This is a genomic window from Agrococcus sp. Marseille-P2731 (assembly GCF_900117395.1).
In the GTDB taxonomy this organism is placed as follows: Bacteria; Actinomycetota; Actinomycetes; order Actinomycetales; family Microbacteriaceae; genus Agrococcus.
Map to the genome: position 1 here is coordinate 338409 of NZ_FPEG01000001.1, position 17077 is coordinate 355485.

The following is a 17077-nucleotide window of genomic DNA, read 5'->3' on the forward strand; positions in this document are numbered from 1 at the left end:
AGGCGCAGCAGCAGGGGAAGGGGGAGCGATGGCCGGCTGGAACAACCCGGCGATGCCGTGGCGCGAGCTCGAGGGCATCCTCAGCGACCGCGACGTCGGGGCGGGCAAGACCCCGCGCGCCGAGGAGCTCGACGAGGCGCGGCGCCCGCGCATCCGCGTGCCGAGCGCCTCGACGCCCTACGCCGAGCTGCACGCCCACTCGCACTACTCCTTCCTCGACGGCGCCTCGAGCCCGGCAGAGCTCGTGAACGAGGCGCGCAGGCTCGGCCTCGAGGCGCTCGCGCTCGTCGACCACGACGGGCTCTACGGCGCGGTGCGCTTCGCCGAGGCCGCCGCAGAGGCGCAGCTGCCCACCGTCTTCGGCACCGAGTTCTCGCTCGGCCTCGAGACCCCGCAGCACGGCATCCCCGACCCCGACGGCAGCCACCTCGTCGCACTCGCGACCGGCCCGACGGGCTACTCGGCGCTCGCCTCGGCGCTCACCGACGGCTACCTCTCGACCGACAGCCGCGGCCGGCCGGGCGAGAAGGGGCGGCCCATCTTCGAGCTCGAGCGGCTCGCCGAGACCGCGCGCGGCGAGTGGATGATCCTGTCGGGCTGCCGCAAGGGCACCGTGCGCCAGGCGCTCGACCGCTTCGGTGCCGACGCAGACGGGGCGGATGCCGCCGGTCACGAGCTCGACCGGCTCGCGTCGCTCTTCGGTCGGGATCGCGTCGTGGTCGAGCTGAGCGACATCGGCGACCCGCGCGACCACGAGCGCAACCGGGTGCTCGCCGACCTCGCCGAGCGCCGCGGGCTGCCGATGATCGCGACCACCAACGCCCACATCGCGAGCCCCGCCCGGCAGCAGCTCGGCGACGCGGTCGCGGCCGTGCGCGCCCGCCGCTCGATCGACGAGCTCGACGCCTGGCTGCCCGCCGGCGGCGTGCCGTCGCTGCGCTCGGGCGCCGTCATGGCCCGTCGCTTCCGCGCGTTCCCCGGCGCCGTCGACACGGCCGCGGCGCTCGGGCGCGACCTCGCCTTCGACCTGCGCGCCGCATCCCCCGCCCTGCCGAAGACCGAGGTGCCACCGGGGCACACCCCCATGAGCTGGCTGCGGGCGCTCGTCGACGAGCGGCTGCCGCGCGTCTACGACACCGGCGCAGACGGCGCACCCAGCCCCTCGGTGCGGGGGCGGCTCGACCACGAGCTGCGCCTCATCGACGAGAAGGGCTTCGCCGGCTACTTCCTCATCGTGTTCGAGATCGCCGAGTTCGCCCACAGCCGCGGCATCCTCTGCCAGGGCCGCGGCTCGGCCGTCGCGAGCGCCGTCTGCTTCATCCTCGGCATCACCGCCGTCGACCCCATCCGCTACGACCTGCCCTTCGAGCGCTTCATCTCGATGATGCGCACCGAGGAGCCCGACATCGACATCGACTTCGACGCCGACCGGCGCGAAGAGGTGATCCAGCACGTCTACGAGCGCTACGGCCGCCGCAACGCCGCGCAGGTCGCCAACGTCATCACCTACCGCCCGAAGTCGGCGGTGCGCGACGCGGCGAAGGCGCTCGGCTATGCCGTCGGGCAGCAGAACGCCTGGTCGAAGTCGGTCGAGTCCTACTCGCGCATCGACGAGGACAGCGGCATCCCCGAGCCGGTCGCGCTGCTCGCCGGCGAGTTCCTGCACGCGCCCCGCCACCTCGGCATCCACTCGGGTGGCATGGTGCTCACCGAGCAGCCCGTCGGCACGGTCTGCCCCATCGAGCCCGCGCGCATGGAGCATCGCACGGTGCTGCAGTGGGACAAGGACGACTGCGAGTGGATGGGCCTGGTGAAGTTCGACCTGCTGGGCCTCGGCATGCTCGGCGCCATGTCGCACACCCTCGAGCTCGCGCGCGAGCACCTCGGCGAGGAGTGGTCGATCGGGTCGATCCCCGCCGAGGAGGCGGGGGTCTACGACATGCTGTGCGAGGCGGATGCGGTGGGCGTGTTCCAGGTCGAGTCGCGCGCGCAGATGGCCACCCTCCCGCGGCTGAAGCCGCGCAGCTTCTACGACCTGGTGATCGAGATCGCGCTCATCCGCCCCGGCCCCATCCAGGGCGGTGCGGTGCACCCCTACATCCGCCGCCGCACCGGTGCCGAGCCGGTGACCTATCCGCACGCGCTGCTCGTGCCGGTCCTCGAGCGCACCCTCGGGGTGCCGCTGTTCCAGGAGCAGCTGATGCAGATGTCGGTCGCGGTCGGCGGCTTCGACGCCGGCGAGGCCGACCAGCTGCGCCGCGCGATCGGCTCGAAGCGATCGCGGGAGCGCATCGAGGCGCTCAAGGCGAAGCTCTTCGCGGGCATGGCCGCGAACGGTGTGGACGACGAGACGGCCGAGTCGATCTACCGCAAGATCGAGGCCTTCGCGGGCTTCGGCTTCGCCGAGTCGCACTCGCTCGCGTTCGGCAAGCTCGTCTACTCCTCGTCGTGGCTCAAGCTGCACTACCCGGCGGCGTTCCTCGCTGGGCTGCTGCGCAGCCAGCCCATGGGGTTCTGGTCCCCGCAGACGCTCGTGAAGGATGCCTCGAGGCACGGCGTCGAGACGCTGCGCCCCGACGTGGCGCGGTCGGGCATCGTCGCTGGCCTCGAGCGGCACGGCGAGCGCAGGCCAGGCGTCGACGCGTGCCTCGAGCGGGAGCAGCCGCCCGTGCCGAAGGTCGCGACAGAGACGCTCGCGATGCGCGACCGGCATCGGCGCGACGCGGGCTTCGCCGTGCGGATGGGGCTCACGAGCGTCGCGGGCGTGGGCGAGGCGGCCGCCGAGCGCATCGTCGCCGCGCGCGAGGCGGCGCCGCTGCGCGACATCCACGACCTCGCGCGCCGCGCCGACCTCGACCGCGGCGAGCTCGAGGCGCTCGCGACCGCTGGCGCGCTCGAGGGGCTGGGCGTCAGCCGGCGGGAGGGGCTGTGGCTCGCGGGCCCCGCGTCGGCGGAGCGCGAGGATCAGCTCGAGGGCTCGCAGCTGGTCATCCAGCCGCCGCTGCTGCCGATGCTGTCGGCCTCCGAGCAGGTGGCGCTCGACATCTGGTCGACGGGTGTCGCGACGGATGATCATCCGGTGCGGCACGCGCGCGCGATGCTCGACGGCCGCGGCGTGCTGCCGATCGCGGCGCTCGCTGAGGCAGAGCCCGGCCGGCGCGTGCAGGCGGCGGGCGTCGTCACGCACCGGCAGCGGCCGAGCACGGCGCAGGGCGTCACCTTCATGAACCTCGAGGACGAGACGGGCATGCTGAACGTCATCATCTCGAAGGGGCTGTGGGCGCACTCGCGGCAGGTCGCGCGGCACTCGCCAGCGCTCATCGTGCAAGGCATGCTGCAGCGGACGCCCGAGGGGGTCATCGCGCTGCTCGCCGATCGGCTCGAGCGCTTCGAGGTGCCGAGCTCGGGGTCGCGCGACTTCCGCTAGGCGGGCTCAGCTGGCGACGGGTCGCTGAGCCGGTGCGTGCCGCAGGCGCTCACCGTGTCGAAGCGTGGTCGCTGAGCCGGTGCGTGCCGCAGGCGCTCACCGTGTCGAAGCGCGGTCGCTGAGCCGGTGCGTGCCGCAGGCGCTCACCGTGTCGAAGCGTGCGCCCGTCACACCACCGATACCCTGCGGTGCTGCGTGGTCGGCATCCCCCGCACATCGGAGGCGAACCCATGTTCTCGAGCACTGTCACCCAGTACTGGCTGCCCCTGTCTGCGGATGCCACACCCGTCTCGAACGGCGAGCTCGGCGTGGTCGTCGACGAGACCCTGCCGCAGAATCGGCGCCTGGCGGTGCTCGAGCCCACCGACGGTGCCGGCATCGTCTCCGCCACTCCTTCGATCGCGCGCGCGCTCGGCCTCGTGCACGGCGGCACCGTCGGCTCGGCGCAGCTCGCGGCGGCGCTGCAGCGGGCGGACCTCTCGCTGCACGGCGCCGATGCGCTCTTCTACCTGCCCGCCGAGGGGCATGAGCTGCTCGTGCAGGCGACCGCGCCGTCACACGTGCGGCAGCTCACCGTCGCCGACGCGACGGCCTTCGCGGCGTTCGAGCGAGAGGCCCCCGAGAGCGACCTCGACGACGCCTTCGTCGAGCTCGATCACTGGCTCGTGTTCGGCGCCTTCGTGGAGGACGAGCTCGCATGCGCCGCCAGCATGTACCCGTGGCCCGAGACGGCGCTCGCCGACCTGGGGGTGCTGACGCTGCCGCGATTCCGGGGCCGCGGACTCGCCCGGCAGACGGTGCGGGCGATGAGCGCCCATGCGCTCTCGCTCGGCTACGAGCCGCAGTACCGCTGCCAGCTCGACAACGGAGCCTCCATCGCGCTCGCGCGCTCGGCGGGGCTGGCGTGCTTCGGCACGTGGGACGTCGTCGCCGAGCCTGACGAGGACTAGACCTGCGGCTCGCTGAGCCGGTGCGCTCCGCAGGCGCTCATCGTGTCGAAGCGCGCCACACCCCGACGACCTCGAGCCGCGCGTCGAGCGCCACGAGATCGGCTCGGGCACCCACCCGGATGCGGCCGAGGTCGTCGCGACCCACTGCATTCGCCGGTGCTCGCGTCGCCGCATCGACGGCGACCTCGAAGGGCACGCCGGCAGCGACGAGCACCCGCACCGCCCGGTCGAGCGTGAGCGTCGAGCCGGCGATCGTGCCATCTGCCGCCAGGCGCGGCAGCCCGCCCACGACCCGCACGTCGAGCGCACCGATGCGGTAGTCGCCGTCGGGCATGCCCGCGGCCGCCATCGCGTCGGTGACGAGCGCGATGCGGCCCGGCGCCGAGCGCAGCAGCAGCGCGAGCATCTCGGGGGCGACGTGGTGGCCGTCGGCGATCGCCTCGAGCGTCACGCGCTCGTCGAGGAGCGCTGCAGCCAGCGGGCCAGGGGCGCGGTGGTGCAACGGCGGCATGGCGTTGCAGGCGTGCGTCAGGAGCGTCGCGCCAGCATCGAACGCGGCGCGAGCGGTGGCTGCATCGGCGCCCGTGTGGCCGACGGCGACGCGCGCGCCCGCATCTGCGAAGCTGCCGATCGCGTCGAGCGCCCCGGGCAGCTCGGGCGCGATCGTGACCTGCAGGATGCGGCCCTCGCCGGCGTCGAGCAGCTGCTCGACCGCATCGGGCGTCGGCGCGCGCAGCGCCGAGGCGTCGTGGGCGCCGCGGTGGCTGTCGGCGAGGAACGGGCCCTCGAGGTGGATGCCGAGCAGCGATGGGTCGACCGCACAGCGACGGGCGGCGGCGGCGACGCGCGGCAGCAGCTCGTCGAGCGGAGCCGTCACGAGCGAGACCGCCCTGCTGGTGCTGCCGCGCTCGCCGTGGAAGCGGTCGACGGCCTCCCAGTCGGGTGCCCCGTCGTCGAACGCCGAGCCGCCGCCGCCGTGGCAGTGCAGGTCGACGAAGCCGGGCACGAGCGTGACGCCTCGCAGCTCGAGATCGGGGGCGCGCGGCGGCGCTCCCTGCCCGACTGCGGTGATGATGCCGTCTGCCGTCTCGACCCACGCATCCGGCACCAGGACGCCCTCGGCCAGAGCCCGGTCGACCGTCAGCAGCATGCGCTCCGTCACGCTCGTCAGCCTACGCGGAGGACGCAGAGGGCCCGCCTCGAGCAGCACTCGAGCACGGGCCCCTGCGGCCGATCAGGATCCGATCAGCAGCTCGTGCGCCAGGCCTCCGGGTGCAGCGAGGGAAGGCCGCCGACGTTGTAGACAGCCGTCGGGGCGAGCTTCGCGATCTGCTCCTCCACCGAGAGCAGCACGCAGCTGCGCACCGCGAGCACCACCGGGGCGCTGTGCGCACCGGCGACCATGGAGGCCGAGAGCGCATCGGGGAAGTTCTGCCCCGATGCGACGGCGATCGCCTGCTCGTCGCCCGGCGTGATGTAGGCGTCGATCAGCATGGCGTTGGTCGCGTAGCGGTCGGAGCCGGCGATGCGGGTGACCGTCGCCCCCGTCGCGCGGTAGGCGCGCAACGCGGTGTCCGAGACCGAGGGCTGTCCGCCCAGCACGGTCGCCGACTCGATGCCCAGTGACTCGAACGCCTCGAGCGTCGCCTCGTCGGATCGATCGCGCGGCGTGAGCAGCACGGGGATGTCGCCCAGCGCTGCAGCCGTGCCGCTGGCAGAGACGGCGTCGGCGAACACCTGGCCACTGGCGACGAACGCGGTGGTGGCGTCGCCGAAGTAGCGCTCGGCCAGCTCGGCCGCCGTCTGGTAGCGGTTGGCACCCGCGATGCGCTCGACGGTCGCGCCGGGCACGATGTCGAGCACCTGCGCGACGACGGCGGGCGAGATCGAGGGGGCGCCGCCGACGATCGTGACGGTCGAGGGCTGCAGGCGCTCGAGCTCCTCGGCCGTCGCGGTGGGCAGCACCGAGGCGCGCGTCAGCAGGAGGCTCGCGTCGACGCTCGCCGCCGCGGGGCCTGCGGCCAGCGCATCCGGGAACAGCTCGCCGGAGGCCAGCAGCACGTCGGTGCCAGCCGCGAAGGTGGCGCGCGAGGTCTCGGCGTTCGTCTCGAAGCGGTTCGCGCCGGCGTAGGTCTCGACCACCGTCTCGGTCGGCGGGGCGGCCTCGAGCGCGAGCCCGATCACGACGGCATCGTGGTCGCTCGACCGGTAGGGGTCGGGTGCGAAGAGCGCATCCTGCGCGTCGGCCTTGAAGGCCATCGCATAGTCGATGATGCTCGGCTCGTCCGCGTTCGCGTGCCATGCGGCGGCGCCCACGACGTGCGGCTGCAGCGCCTGATCGGCCAGACCGTAGTCGAGGTAGCCGAGCAGACCGTCGAAGACGTAGGTGTAGGCCTCCTCGCCCTGGAACTGCTCGAGCAGGTCGCTCCAGCCTGCGGCCTCGAGCGTGGTGATCGGATCCTCGTGGTCGTAGGAGTTCAGGTCGCCGATGATGAGCGAGCCGTCAGCCTCCACACCGGTGGGCTCGCTCGCCATCCAGTCGGCGAGCGCGGCCGCGGCATCCGTGCGCACCTCGTTGCAGTTGCCCTGCTCGGGCGTGCCGGTGTCGCCCTCGCACGCCGAGCCCTTGGACTTCAGGTGGTTGACGGCGACGGTGATGACGCGGTCGGTCGCGGTGTCGACGAACGACTGCGCGATCGCGGGGCGGTTGGCCGAGGTGTCGAAGCGCGCGTCGACGGTCTCGTCGAGCACGGCGTGCTCGCCCTCGGGGGTGACGAGGGCGGGCTGGTAGAGCAGTGCGGTCGTGATCTCGTCCGTGCCGACGGTGCCGGTGTCGATGCCCGCCCAACGAGCCGAGCCGTCGTCGTTCGGACCGGCGGCCTCGTTGAGCGCGGCGACCAGCGCATCCAGCGCCTCGCCGTCGTTGTTCTCGATCTCGTTCACACCGATGATGGCGGAGTCGAGCTCGGTGAGGGCGGCGACGATCTTCGCCTCCTGGCGCGCGAGCTCTTCAGCGGTCTGCGCGCCGCGGCTGCCGAGCGTCGTGAAGTAGTTGAGCACGTTGAACGAGGTCACCTCGAGCGTCGCGCCGGCGATCTCGGGTGCCGGTCCGCGGCTGTTGACCGACGTGAAGGTGCCCGCCTCGGTCGGCTGCAGACGCCAGAGGTCGAAGCGGTAGTCGAGCACACCGGTGATGCCGGTGATGAGGTCGCCTCCGCGGAAGGTGTTCTCGAGCGTGAACTCCTCGAGGTTGCCGGGGTGGATGGCCGGGTCGGCGTTCTGCGCCGTGCGGCTGTCGTCGATGGTGAGGCGGTTCATCGCGTTGGCCTCTCGGATCGCTGCCGCCTCGGGGGACCCCGGCGCCGCGACGGCGGTGGGCTGCATCTGGCGCTCCGTGCCGACGACGACCTCGCCGTAGCGGCCGTAGTTGAAGTACTCGAGGATCGCGAGATCCTGCGGCAGCGTGACGAGCATGCTCTCGTAGCGCTCGTGGTCGTCGATCGGCAGCTCGAGCTCGGTCGCGGCCGGCATCGCGCCCTCGCCGCAGGCGAGCACGGTGGCGCTCGAGAGCTGCGTCATGCCGAAGTGCTCGCCCGCGACGCCGCTGACGGTCACCGCGTCGCCCTCGGCGACCTCCGCTGCACCGGGTGCGTAGACGAAGATGCCGTCGCTCGTCGCGGCGTCGCCGTCGCCGGCGTCCTGCACGGTGAAGCCGTTGAAGCCTCCGACCTGCCAGTCGCCCACGACCGTGCCGCGCACGACCACGGTCTGGCCGGCGAGCGGGGTCGCCTCGCCGCTGCCCTGCACGGCGCCGATCGCCATCGCCTGCGACTCGCAGCTGAGGTCGATGTTCGCCGAGGACTCGTCGATGACCGGATGGTCAGCCGCCATCGCCGGCGTCGCGACCAGGCCGGCGAGGGCGAGGGACGCGATGGTGGCGGTGCCGAGCATGGTGCGTGCGCGCATGGTTCCACTCCGTTGAGGTGCAGGGACACTGCCGACGGTAGTGAAGGCCACCCACGGCGCGCCCGGGGCCTCAGTTGAACATCGGGTGACGAACGGCGCAAGGGTCGCGACCCTTCGACGCGCTCAGCGCCCTGCCGGCGCGGAGCGGCTCAGGGAACGTGGGTCGCTGAGCCGGTGCGCGCCGGATGCGCACACCGTGCCGAAGCGGAGGTCAGCGGAAGATGATGGTGCGCTGCCCGTCGAGCAGCACGCGATCCTCGGCGAACCACTGCACCGCGCGCGACAGCGTGCGCGACTCCTCGTCCTGCCCGATCGCGATCAGCTGGGCGGGGGAGTGCGCGTGATCGACGCGCACGACGTTCTGCTCGATGATCGGGCCCTCATCGAGGTCGCTCGTCACGAAGTGGGCCGTCGCGCCGATGAGCTTGACGCCGCGCGCGTGCGCCTGCCGATAGGGGTTGGCGCCCTTGAAGCCCGGCAGGAAGGAGTGGTGGATGTTGATCAGTCGCCCGGCGAGCGCGTCGCACAGCTCGGGGGAGAGGATCTGCATGTATCGGGCGAGCACGACGAGCTCGATGCCCTCCGCCTCGACGACCTCGAGGATCCGGCGCTCGAACGCGGCCTTCGATCCAGCGTCGACGACTGGCGAGTGCTCGAAGGGCACGTCGTAGAAGGAGGCGAGCGAACCGAGCTCCGCGTGGTTCGACATGACGAGCGGGATGTCGACGGAGAGCTGCCCCGCGCGCTGCCGGAAGAGCATGTCGTTGAGGCAGTGCGCAGCCTTCGACACCAATACGAGCGTCTTGAGTGGCCGGCCGACGTCGTCGAGCTGCCACTGCATGCCGTAGCGCTCGACGATCGGTGCGAGCCGCGACTCGAAGTCGGTGCGCTCGGCGTCGGCCTCGACCTGCAGCCGCATGAAGAAGCGGTCGGTGTCGGCAGAGGAGAACTGCTGCGACTCGGTGATGTTGCCGCCGCTGGCGACGATCGCACCGGAGATGGCGTGCACGATGCCCGGCCGGTCCTCGCAGACGAACGACAGGATCCAGTGGTTGCTCACCCGGTCGAGTCTAGGAGGGGGCGAGCCCGGCCGACTGCTCGTGCGAGCGGAGCGTCGCGCGCACCTCGTCGAGGAAGGCGTCGACCTCCCCGGCCGCATAGCCCTCGCGGAACCGCGTGGTCGCGAATCGCGCGGCGGCGACGTCGTCGGAGAGGAGCTCGATCGCTGCACCGTCGCCCTCGAGGTATCCGCGGAGCGTCAGCACGATGCGATCCAGGTAGTCGTCCACCTCGTCGGCCTCATAGCCCGGCGCGAACCGCGTCATCGAGAAGTGCTTCGTCACGATCTCCTGCGGTGTCAGCATGCGCCGATCCTAGGGCGGGCGGCGCCAGCACTAGGCTTGCGCCGCACCATGTCAGCCCCCACCGCACCCCACGCATCCGCCGCCCGGTCCTTCCCGATGGCGCCGCTGCTCGTGCTCGCGCTGGCGATCTTCACCAACATCTCCGTCGAGATGCTGCCCATGGGGCTGCTGCTGCCGATGAGCCGCGAGCTCGCCGTGAGCGAGAGCGCCATCGGCCTGCTGGTGACGATCTTCGCGTTCACGGTCGTCGCCTCGTCGACCACGCTCATCCGCCTCACGCGCCGCGTGCCCAGGCACCTGCTCGTGCTCACCGTGCTCGCGGTCTTCGCCGTCAGCTGCTTCGGCTCGGCGCTGGCGCCGACCTACGAGTGGATGATCGCCTTCCGCGTGCTCGGCGGCCTCGCACACGGTGTCTTCTGGACGGTCGTGGGCGCGTACGCCGCCTACCTCGTGCCGCCCCACCAGCTCGCGCGCGCCGTCGCGCTCACCTCAGCGGGCGGCTCCTTCGCCTACGTGCTCGGCCTGCCGCTGGCCACCCTGCTCGGGCAGGTGATCGGATGGCGCTGGTCGTTCGCGCTCTTCGGTGCCGTCTGCATCGTGGTCGCCGTGGCCGTCTGGCGGATGCTGCCGCCCGTCGATCACCTGCGGGACCAGGCGACCACCTCCACGGGATCCATCGCGCTGCCGAGCCCCGAGCCGGGGAAGAGCCTGCGCGGCGTGGCGCTCGCGATCATCTCGACCACGCTCGTGATGCTCGGCCACTACGCGCTGTACACCTACATCTCGCCCTTCCTCGTGCAGCACGCGGGGGTGCCCGAGTCGTGGCTCTCGGGCGCGCTGCTCGGCTACGGCGTCGTCGGCATCGTCGCGGTGCTCGCGATCGCGCTCTGGCTCGGCAAGCGCCCCACCGCGTCGACGCTCGCGATGATGCTCGCCGGCATCGTGGCGATGGTGCTGCTGGGCCTCTCGCAGCTCGCGCTGCTCACGATCGCCGCGGTGCTGGTGTGGGCCTTCGCGCTCGGCGCCCTGCCGGCGCTGCTGCAGACGAGGCAGCTGCAGGCGACGCCCGAGCGGCTGCTGCAGCAGGCCACCGCCTGGTACACGACGGGCTTCAACGTCGGCATCGGTGCCGGCGCGCTGCTGGGCGCGCTCGTGCTCGACTCGATCGGCGTCGCGTTCCTGCCCTGGGCGCTGTGCGCCGGGCTCGTCGTCGCCCTCGTGCTCGTCGCGGTCGACGCGGCGCTGCACCGCCGCGACCTCACGGCCCGCTGACGCGGTTCAGCGGCGGTGGCGCCGCTGCGACGCGCGCGCAGCCGCACCCGTCTCCACGACCTCCGGCCGCTTCTGCCGGAACATCCGCGCGGGGGTGTCCTCGCCGTCCCACACCTGCACGATGCCCCACGCGACCGCGGCGACGGGCACCGAGAGCACGGCGCCGACAACGCCACCGAGGACGGTGCCGATGGTCAGGGCGATGAGGATGACGAGCGCGTGCAGCTTGAGCGAGCGACCCATCACGACCGGCTGCAGGAAGTTGCCCTCGAGCTGGTTGACGACGATGACGGCGCCCAGCACGATCAGGGCGGTCACGACCTCGCCGGTCGACACGAGCGCCACGAGCGTGGCGAGGATGCCAGCGAGGGTGGCGCCCACGAGCGGGATGAAGGCGAGCAGGAAGACGAGGACCGCGAGCGGCAGGGCGAGCGGGATCTGGAGGATCCACAGCACCACGCCGATGCCGACGGCGTCGACGAGCGCGACGGTGGCCGTGCCGCGAACGTATCCGCCCAGCGTGTCGACGGTGCGGTCGCCGATGCGCTCGGCGCGGGCGTAGGACTCGCCCTCGAAGGGCCGCAGCAGGAACTCCCAGATGCGCGGGCCGTCCTTCAGGAAGAAGAACAGCACGACGATCATCAGCACGAGCCCGGTGAGGAAGCTCGCGGCGGCGCTGACGCCCGCGAGCGCGCCGGAGCCGAACTGGGCGCTCGTGACGAAGTCGATCACAGCGTCGCGCGCCTCGGTGATCTGCTCGTCGGTGGGGGCGAACGGCAGGGTGGCCACCCACTCGAGCACCCGGTCGAATCCTTCCTGCGCCTGCTCCGCGAGCTCGCCGAACTGGTCGCGCACCGCGTTGACGATGAGCCAGACCACGCCGCCGAGCACCACGACGATGGCGAGCAGCGAGATCACCGTCGCGAGCACCGACGGCACGCCCTTGCGGCGCATCCAGCGCATCAGGGGAGCGAAGGCCGAGGCGAGGATGAGCGCGAGGATCACCGGGATGATGACGAGCGTGAGCTGCGTCATGGCGTAGACGAGCCCGGCGACGACCAGCAGCACCAGGATGATCTGGAGGGCCCGCGTCGCGAGTCGGCCGAACGAGTCGGCCCACAGCGACCACGGTGGCCGGACGGGCCGCTGAGCGACGGGTGTCGGCTGCGTGCGTGTGAACAGGCCCATGGTTCCCCCTCCGAAGCGTGCGCCCAAACCTACCGATCGGCGGCTGGGAGCGACGGCGCCGTGGGCGCTCGCTCGTCGGCCGCGGCATCCGCTGGCACCGCGCCGCGCAGCGCCTCGCGCACGGCGGTGATCGCGGGCGAGCCGCTCGAGGCCGACCGGGCGGCCGTGAAGACCTCGCGCCGGGGCGCCCCCGGCAGCGGCAGCGCGCGGAACCGCACGGGCGTGCCGACCCAGGTGAGGTCGTTCATGATCCCGACGGCGTGCCCGGTCTCGATCAGCCGCATCTGCGCTTGCAGATCGGCGGTCGCGAAGCGCACGTCGGGCTCGAAGCCGGCGATGCGGCACTGCTGCTCGCCGAAGTGCCGCGATGCGGCGCCCTGCGGCTCCATGACCCAGGGGTGGGCGGATGCGTCGGCGAGCGAGCCGATGCGGCTGCCGGGTGGCACCGCCAGTCGCAGCGCATCCGTCATGAGCACCTCGCGGTCGAGCCCGAGGTGCTGCGGGGCCGCGTGCCCCGGGTACTGCTCGGCGACGACGAGGTCGAAGTCGCCCACGTGCGTGTCGTAGAGGGCGGTCTCGGGCTCGCGCTGCACCATCTCGATGCGCACCTCCGGAGCGGTCTCCGCGAGGATCCGCAGCATGCCGGGCACGAGCGACAGCGCCGCCGACTGGAAGACGGCGATGCGCACGGTGCCGATCGGGCGACCGAGCGACACCGCGACGGCGCGCTCGGCCGTCTCGAGCTGGGCGAGGATGCCCTCGGCGTGCTGGGCGAGCAGCTCACCCTGCGGAGTGAGTGCGAGCCGCCGCCCCTGCTTGCGCGTGAGGGGCACGCCGACCTCTCGCTCGAGCGCCGAGAGCTGCTGGGAGACGGCGCTCGGCGCGTAGGCGAGCGCTGTGGCGACCGCTGCGATCGTGCCACGCAGGCGCAGCTCGCGCAGCAGTCTGAGCCGTCGGATGTCGAGCATGCGCGCCCTTCGAGAAGCATCGCGAAAAGCGACGGATACTCGTCGCCAACCGTCACTGTACCTGAATGGTGGATGGGTGCAGACTGGCGCTGCGCGCACCGTCGTGCGCACCTCCATCACCGCAGGAAAGGGCAGCAGCATGGGCGCAGCCGCCACCCCGAAGCACGCCGAGATCACCGGCACCGAGACGACCGTGGACGCGGCCGAGCTCGCAGAGCTCCAGGCGCTCGCGCCGCAGATCGTCGAGCAGGTGCGCACCTGGCTCGAGCAGGCGGAGCAGATCCCCTCCGACTCGAGCGCCGAGCAGCTCGCCGGCGTGCTGCGCGACCCGAAGGGCCTTGACTTCGCGGTCGCCTTCGTCGACGGCGTCGTGCGCCCCGAGGACGTCCACGTCGCTGCGCGCACGCTGCGCGAGATCGCCGGGGATGCGCCCTCGTTCCTCCCCTGGCCGATGCGCCAGGCGCTCAAGCTCGGCGGCGGCGTCGCGCCCCTCGCCCCGCAGGTCGTCGTCCCGATCGCGCGCCGCGTGCTGCGCGAGATGGTCGGCCACCTCATCATCGACGCGACCGACGCCCGCCTCGGTGCCGCGATCAAGCGCATCCGCGCCACCGGCGCCCGTCTGAACGTCAACCTGCTCGGCGAGGCCGTGCTCGGCGACCGCGAGGCGAAGCGCCGCCTCGAGGGCACCATGGCGCTCATCGAGCGCGACGACGTCGACTACGTCTCGATCAAGGTCTCTGCCACGACCGCGCCGCACCAGGCGTTCGGCTTCGACGCCGCCGTCGAGCACGTGATCGAGCGGCTGCTGCCGCTCTATCGCCGCGCAGCCGAGACGAAGACCTTCATCAACCTCGACATGGAGGAGTACAAGGACCTCGAGATGACCATGGCGGTCTTCACGCGGATCCTGGAGACGCCGGGCCTCGAGCAGTACCGCGGCGGCATCGTGCTGCAGGCCTACCTGCCCGACGCGCTGCCCGCGATGCAGCGCCTGCAGGTGTGGGCCGCCGAGCGCCGCGCGCAGGGCGGGGCAGGCGTCAAGGTGCGCCTCGTCAAGGGCGCGAACCTGCCGATGGAGCGCGTCGAGGCCTCGATCCACGACTGGCCGCTCGCGACCTGGCACACGAAGCAGGACAGCGACACGCACTACAAGCGAGTGCTCGCCTGGTCGCTGACGCCTGAGCGCATCGGCAACGTCGAGCTCGGCGTCGCCGGCCACAACCTCTTCGACGTCGCCTTCGCGTGGCTGCTCGCGAAGCAGCGCGGCATCACCGCGGGGCTCGAGTTCGAGATGCTGCTCGGCATGGCGCAGGGCCAGGCAGAGGTCGTGCGCCGCGACGTCGGCGGCCTGCTGCTCTACACCCCGGTCGTGCACCCGGCCGAGTTCGACGTGGCGATCGCCTACCTGATCCGCCGCCTCGAGGAGGGTGCGAGCCGCGAGAACTTCATGTCGGCCGTCTTCGAGCTCGCGAACGACCGCGGCCTCTTCGACCGCGAGCGCGACCGCTTCCTCGCGTCGCTCGACGCGCTCGCCGCGCAGGCGCCCGGCACGCACCGCGTGCAGGACCGCACGCAGGCGCCGGAGCCGGCAGCGACCGACGCGTTCCACAACGCGCCCGACACCGACCCCTCGCTGCCCGCCAACCAGGCCTGGGCAGCAGGCATCCGCGAGCGCGCGCAGGGCTCGAGCCTGGGCGCAGACGCCGTCGCTGCCGCGACCCTGCACGACGCCGCAGCGCTCGACGCCGTGATCGAGACCGGCATCGCCGCCAACGACGCGTGGCGCTCGCTCTCGGGCGCCGAGCGCGCCGAGATCCTGCACCGCGTCGGTCACGAGCTCGAGGTGCGCCGCGCAGAGCTCATGGAGGTCGCCGCGAGCGAGGCGGGCAAGACGCTCGACCAGTCCGACCCCGAGGTCTCCGAGGCGATCGACTTCGCGCACTACTACGCCGAGCGCGCGCGCGACCTCGACCGCGTCGACGGCGCCACCGCGGTGCCCTCGCGGCTGATCGTCGTCACGCCGCCGTGGAACTTCCCGATCGCCATCCCCGCGGGCTCGACCCTCGCAGCCCTCGCGAGCGGCGCATCCGTCATCATCAAGCCCGCCCGCGCCACCGCGCGCACCGGAGCCACGATGGTCGAGGCGCTCTGGGCCGCCGGTGTGCCGAAGGACGTGCTGCAGCTCGTGCAGCTCGGCGAGCGCTCGCTCGGCGACCAGCTCATCGGAGACGAGCGCGTCGACCGCGTGATCCTCACCGGCGGCTTCGAGACCGCGCAGGCCTTCCGACGCATCCGCCCCGACCTCAGCCTGCTGGCCGAGACGAGCGGCAAGAACGCCATCATCGTCACCCCCTCCGCCGACTTCGACCTCGCGGCGAAGGACATCGTCTCGAGCGCCTTCGGCCACGCCGGCCAGAAGTGCTCGGCGGCCTCGCTGGTGATCCTCGTCGGCCAGGCCGGCCGCTCGAAGCGCCTGCACAACCAGATCGTCGACGGCGTGCGCTCGCTCGAGGTCGGCTACCCGTGGGAGGCCACGAGCCAGATGGGCCCGATCGTCGCGCCCGCCGAGGGCAAGCTGCTCGACGGCCTGACGACGCTCGGCGAGGGCGAGTCGTGGATCGTCGAGCCGAAGCAGCTCGACGACGAGGGCAAGCTGTGGACGCCGGGCCTGCGCGCAGGCGTGCAGCGCGGCAGCGAGTACCACCTGACGGAGTACTTCGGGCCGATCCTCGGCATCATGCGCGTCGAGACGCTGGAGGAGGCGATCGCGATCGTCAACGAGGTCGACTACGGCCTCACCTCCGGCATCCACTCGCTCAACCCGGCAGAGATCGGCCGGTGGCTCGACACCATCGAGGCCGGCAACCTCTACGTCAACCGCGGCATCACCGGCGCGATCGTGCAGCGCCAGCCCTTCGGCGGCTGGAAGCGCTCGGTCGTCGGCCCGACCACGAAGGCCGGCGGCCCGAGCTACCTCATGCCGCTCGTCGAGTGGGTGAGCGCCGAGGCTGCGCAGCTCGCGCCGATCGAGCTGCTGTCGGTGCAGACGGTCGTCGACGCCATCGAGTCGCTGGCGAGGTCGGCGGATGCGTCGGTGACGGTCGCCGAGGCCGCGGCGCTGTGGCGGTCGGCCGGCTCCGACCAGCAGGTGTGGGCGACCGACCTGGGCGTGGCGCGCGACGAGCAGCAGCTGCTGGCCGAGCGCGACATCCTGCGGCACCTGCCGATGCCGGGCGTCACCATCCGCCTCGCGGAGGGCGGCCGCATCGTGCAGCTCGCGCGATCGGTGGTCGCAGCGCTGCGCGCCGGAGCCTCGGTGCGCGTCTCGACGGCGATCGAGCCGGCACCCGCGGTGCGGGCTGCGCTCGCCGCGGCGAACGTGCCGGTCGAGGTGCAGGACGACGCCGCCTTCCGGCGCGCTGCTGCGGGCCTGGGCCAGGGGCGCATCCGCTATCTCGCGGCAGAGGACGCCGTCGCCGAAGGCGTGCGCGCGCTCGCCGAGGCGGTCGACGGGCGCCCCGACCTCGCCATCGTGTCGCACGCACTCGTCGAGGCCGGCCGGGTCGAGATGCTGCCGTTCCTGCGCGAGCAGGCGATCGCCATCACGGCGCACCGCTTCGGCACGCCGAACCACCTGACCGACGCGCTGATCTAGCGCACGCCAGCGAAGGACCCCTTCCGCCATCGCGGACCCGGTGCACCGGGTCCCCGATGGCAGAAGGGGTCCTCGTTCGTGGGGACCCCTTCCGCCACGAGGGACCCGGCGCACGGGGTCCCCGATGGCAGAAGGGGTCCCTGTGCGGAGGCGCGGGGGGAGCGGTCGCGAGATATCATGGTGGGAGGCCGTGACTGGCGCACAGGTGGAGCACCACCGGGGAGCGGCCGATCTCGAGCCGCGCGCCTGGGCGACACCGCCAGCGACGCGCGCGAGCGCATCAGCGA

General features: G+C 72.4%; 10 protein-coding genes and 1 riboswitch. Of the genes, 4 read left to right on the forward strand and 6 right to left on the reverse strand.

Annotated features, from left to right (window positions below; genetic code table 11):
• Window positions 1-28: 28 nt before the first annotated feature.
• Window positions 29-3427, forward strand: coding sequence for an error-prone DNA polymerase (locus tag BQ6202_RS01740; RefSeq protein WP_072312688.1), 3399 nt, complete (start codon window positions 29-31; stop codon window positions 3425-3427).
• 230 nt (window positions 3428-3657) lie between these two features.
• Window positions 3658-4377, forward strand: coding sequence for a GNAT family N-acetyltransferase (locus BQ6202_RS01745; protein WP_072312687.1), 720 nt, complete (start codon window positions 3658-3660; stop codon window positions 4375-4377).
• 37 nt (window positions 4378-4414) lie between these two features.
• Here BQ6202_RS01745 and nagA read toward each other — a convergent pair whose 3' ends face one another.
• The 4 genes from nagA to BQ6202_RS01765 form a co-directional block, all read right to left on the reverse strand.
• Window positions 4415-5539 carry an N-acetylglucosamine-6-phosphate deacetylase gene (gene nagA / locus BQ6202_RS01750; RefSeq protein ID WP_234946076.1) on the reverse strand — a complete coding sequence of 375 codons (1125 nt, stop codon included), beginning with the start codon at window positions 5537-5539 and terminating at the stop codon, window positions 4415-4417.
• An 83-nt stretch (window positions 5540-5622) separates the two neighbouring features.
• Window positions 5623-8343: an ExeM/NucH family extracellular endonuclease gene (locus BQ6202_RS01755; protein ID WP_072312686.1), complete on the reverse strand. Its 2721-nt coding sequence runs from the start codon at window positions 8341-8343 to the stop codon at window positions 5623-5625.
• A 211-nt stretch (window positions 8344-8554) separates the two neighbouring features.
• A complete protein-coding gene (purU, locus tag BQ6202_RS01760; RefSeq protein ID WP_072312685.1) occupies window positions 8555-9403 on the reverse strand; it encodes a formyltetrahydrofolate deformylase in 849 nt (282 codons plus the stop codon).
• Window positions 9404-9413: 10 nt separating this feature from the next.
• On the reverse strand, window positions 9414-9707 hold the full coding sequence (locus BQ6202_RS01765; RefSeq protein ID WP_072312684.1) for a DivIVA domain-containing protein: 294 nt from the start codon (window positions 9705-9707) through the stop codon (window positions 9414-9416).
• A gap of 48 nt (window positions 9708-9755) precedes the next feature.
• Here BQ6202_RS01765 and BQ6202_RS01770 point away from each other — a divergent pair, with 48 nt between their 5' ends.
• Window positions 9756-10979 (forward strand): MFS transporter, encoded by a 1224-nt coding sequence (locus BQ6202_RS01770; protein WP_072312683.1) that lies wholly within the window; start codon window positions 9756-9758, stop codon window positions 10977-10979.
• Between the two features lie 6 nt (window positions 10980-10985).
• Here the strand turns inward: BQ6202_RS01770 and BQ6202_RS01775 are convergent, their stop codons facing one another.
• Together BQ6202_RS01775 and BQ6202_RS01780 are read right to left on the reverse strand one after the other, a co-directional pair.
• Window positions 10986-12167, reverse strand: coding sequence for an AI-2E family transporter (locus BQ6202_RS01775; RefSeq protein WP_072312682.1), 1182 nt, complete (start codon window positions 12165-12167; stop codon window positions 10986-10988).
• A 29-nt stretch (window positions 12168-12196) separates the two neighbouring features.
• Entirely contained in the window at window positions 12197-13135 is a 939-nt protein-coding gene (locus BQ6202_RS01780; protein WP_072312681.1) for a LysR substrate-binding domain-containing protein, read from the reverse strand.
• A 139-nt stretch (window positions 13136-13274) separates the two neighbouring features.
• Here BQ6202_RS01780 and BQ6202_RS01785 point away from each other — a divergent pair, with 139 nt between their 5' ends.
• On the forward strand, window positions 13275-16790 hold the full coding sequence (locus tag BQ6202_RS01785) for a proline dehydrogenase family protein (protein ID WP_072313138.1): 3516 nt from the start codon (window positions 13275-13277) through the stop codon (window positions 16788-16790).
• A 180-nt stretch (window positions 16791-16970) separates the two neighbouring features.
• Window positions 16971-17049, forward strand: a riboswitch (ZMP/ZTP riboswitch).
• The last annotated feature ends 28 nt before the right edge of the window (window positions 17050-17077 follow it).

Coding starts and splice junctions, on each gene's coding strand:
- BQ6202_RS01745 (WP_072312687.1), top strand. CDS start 3,658: ATGTTCTCGAGCACTGTCACCCAGTACTGGCTGCCCCTGTCTGCGGAT.
- BQ6202_RS01755 (WP_072312686.1), bottom strand. CDS start 8,343: ATGCGCGCACGCACCATGCTCGGCACCGCCACCATCGCGTCCCTCGCC.
- BQ6202_RS01765 (WP_072312684.1), bottom strand. CDS start 9,707: ATGCTGACACCGCAGGAGATCGTGACGAAGCACTTCTCGATGACGCGG.
- BQ6202_RS01775 (WP_072312682.1), bottom strand. CDS start 12,167: ATGGGCCTGTTCACACGCACGCAGCCGACACCCGTCGCTCAGCGGCCC.
- BQ6202_RS01740 (WP_072312688.1), top strand. CDS start 29: ATGGCCGGCTGGAACAACCCGGCGATGCCGTGGCGCGAGCTCGAGGGC.
- BQ6202_RS01780 (WP_072312681.1), bottom strand. CDS start 13,135: ATGCTCGACATCCGACGGCTCAGACTGCTGCGCGAGCTGCGCCTGCGT.
- BQ6202_RS01770 (WP_072312683.1), top strand. CDS start 9,756: ATGTCAGCCCCCACCGCACCCCACGCATCCGCCGCCCGGTCCTTCCCG.
- BQ6202_RS01785 (WP_072313138.1), top strand. CDS start 13,275: ATGGGCGCAGCCGCCACCCCGAAGCACGCCGAGATCACCGGCACCGAG.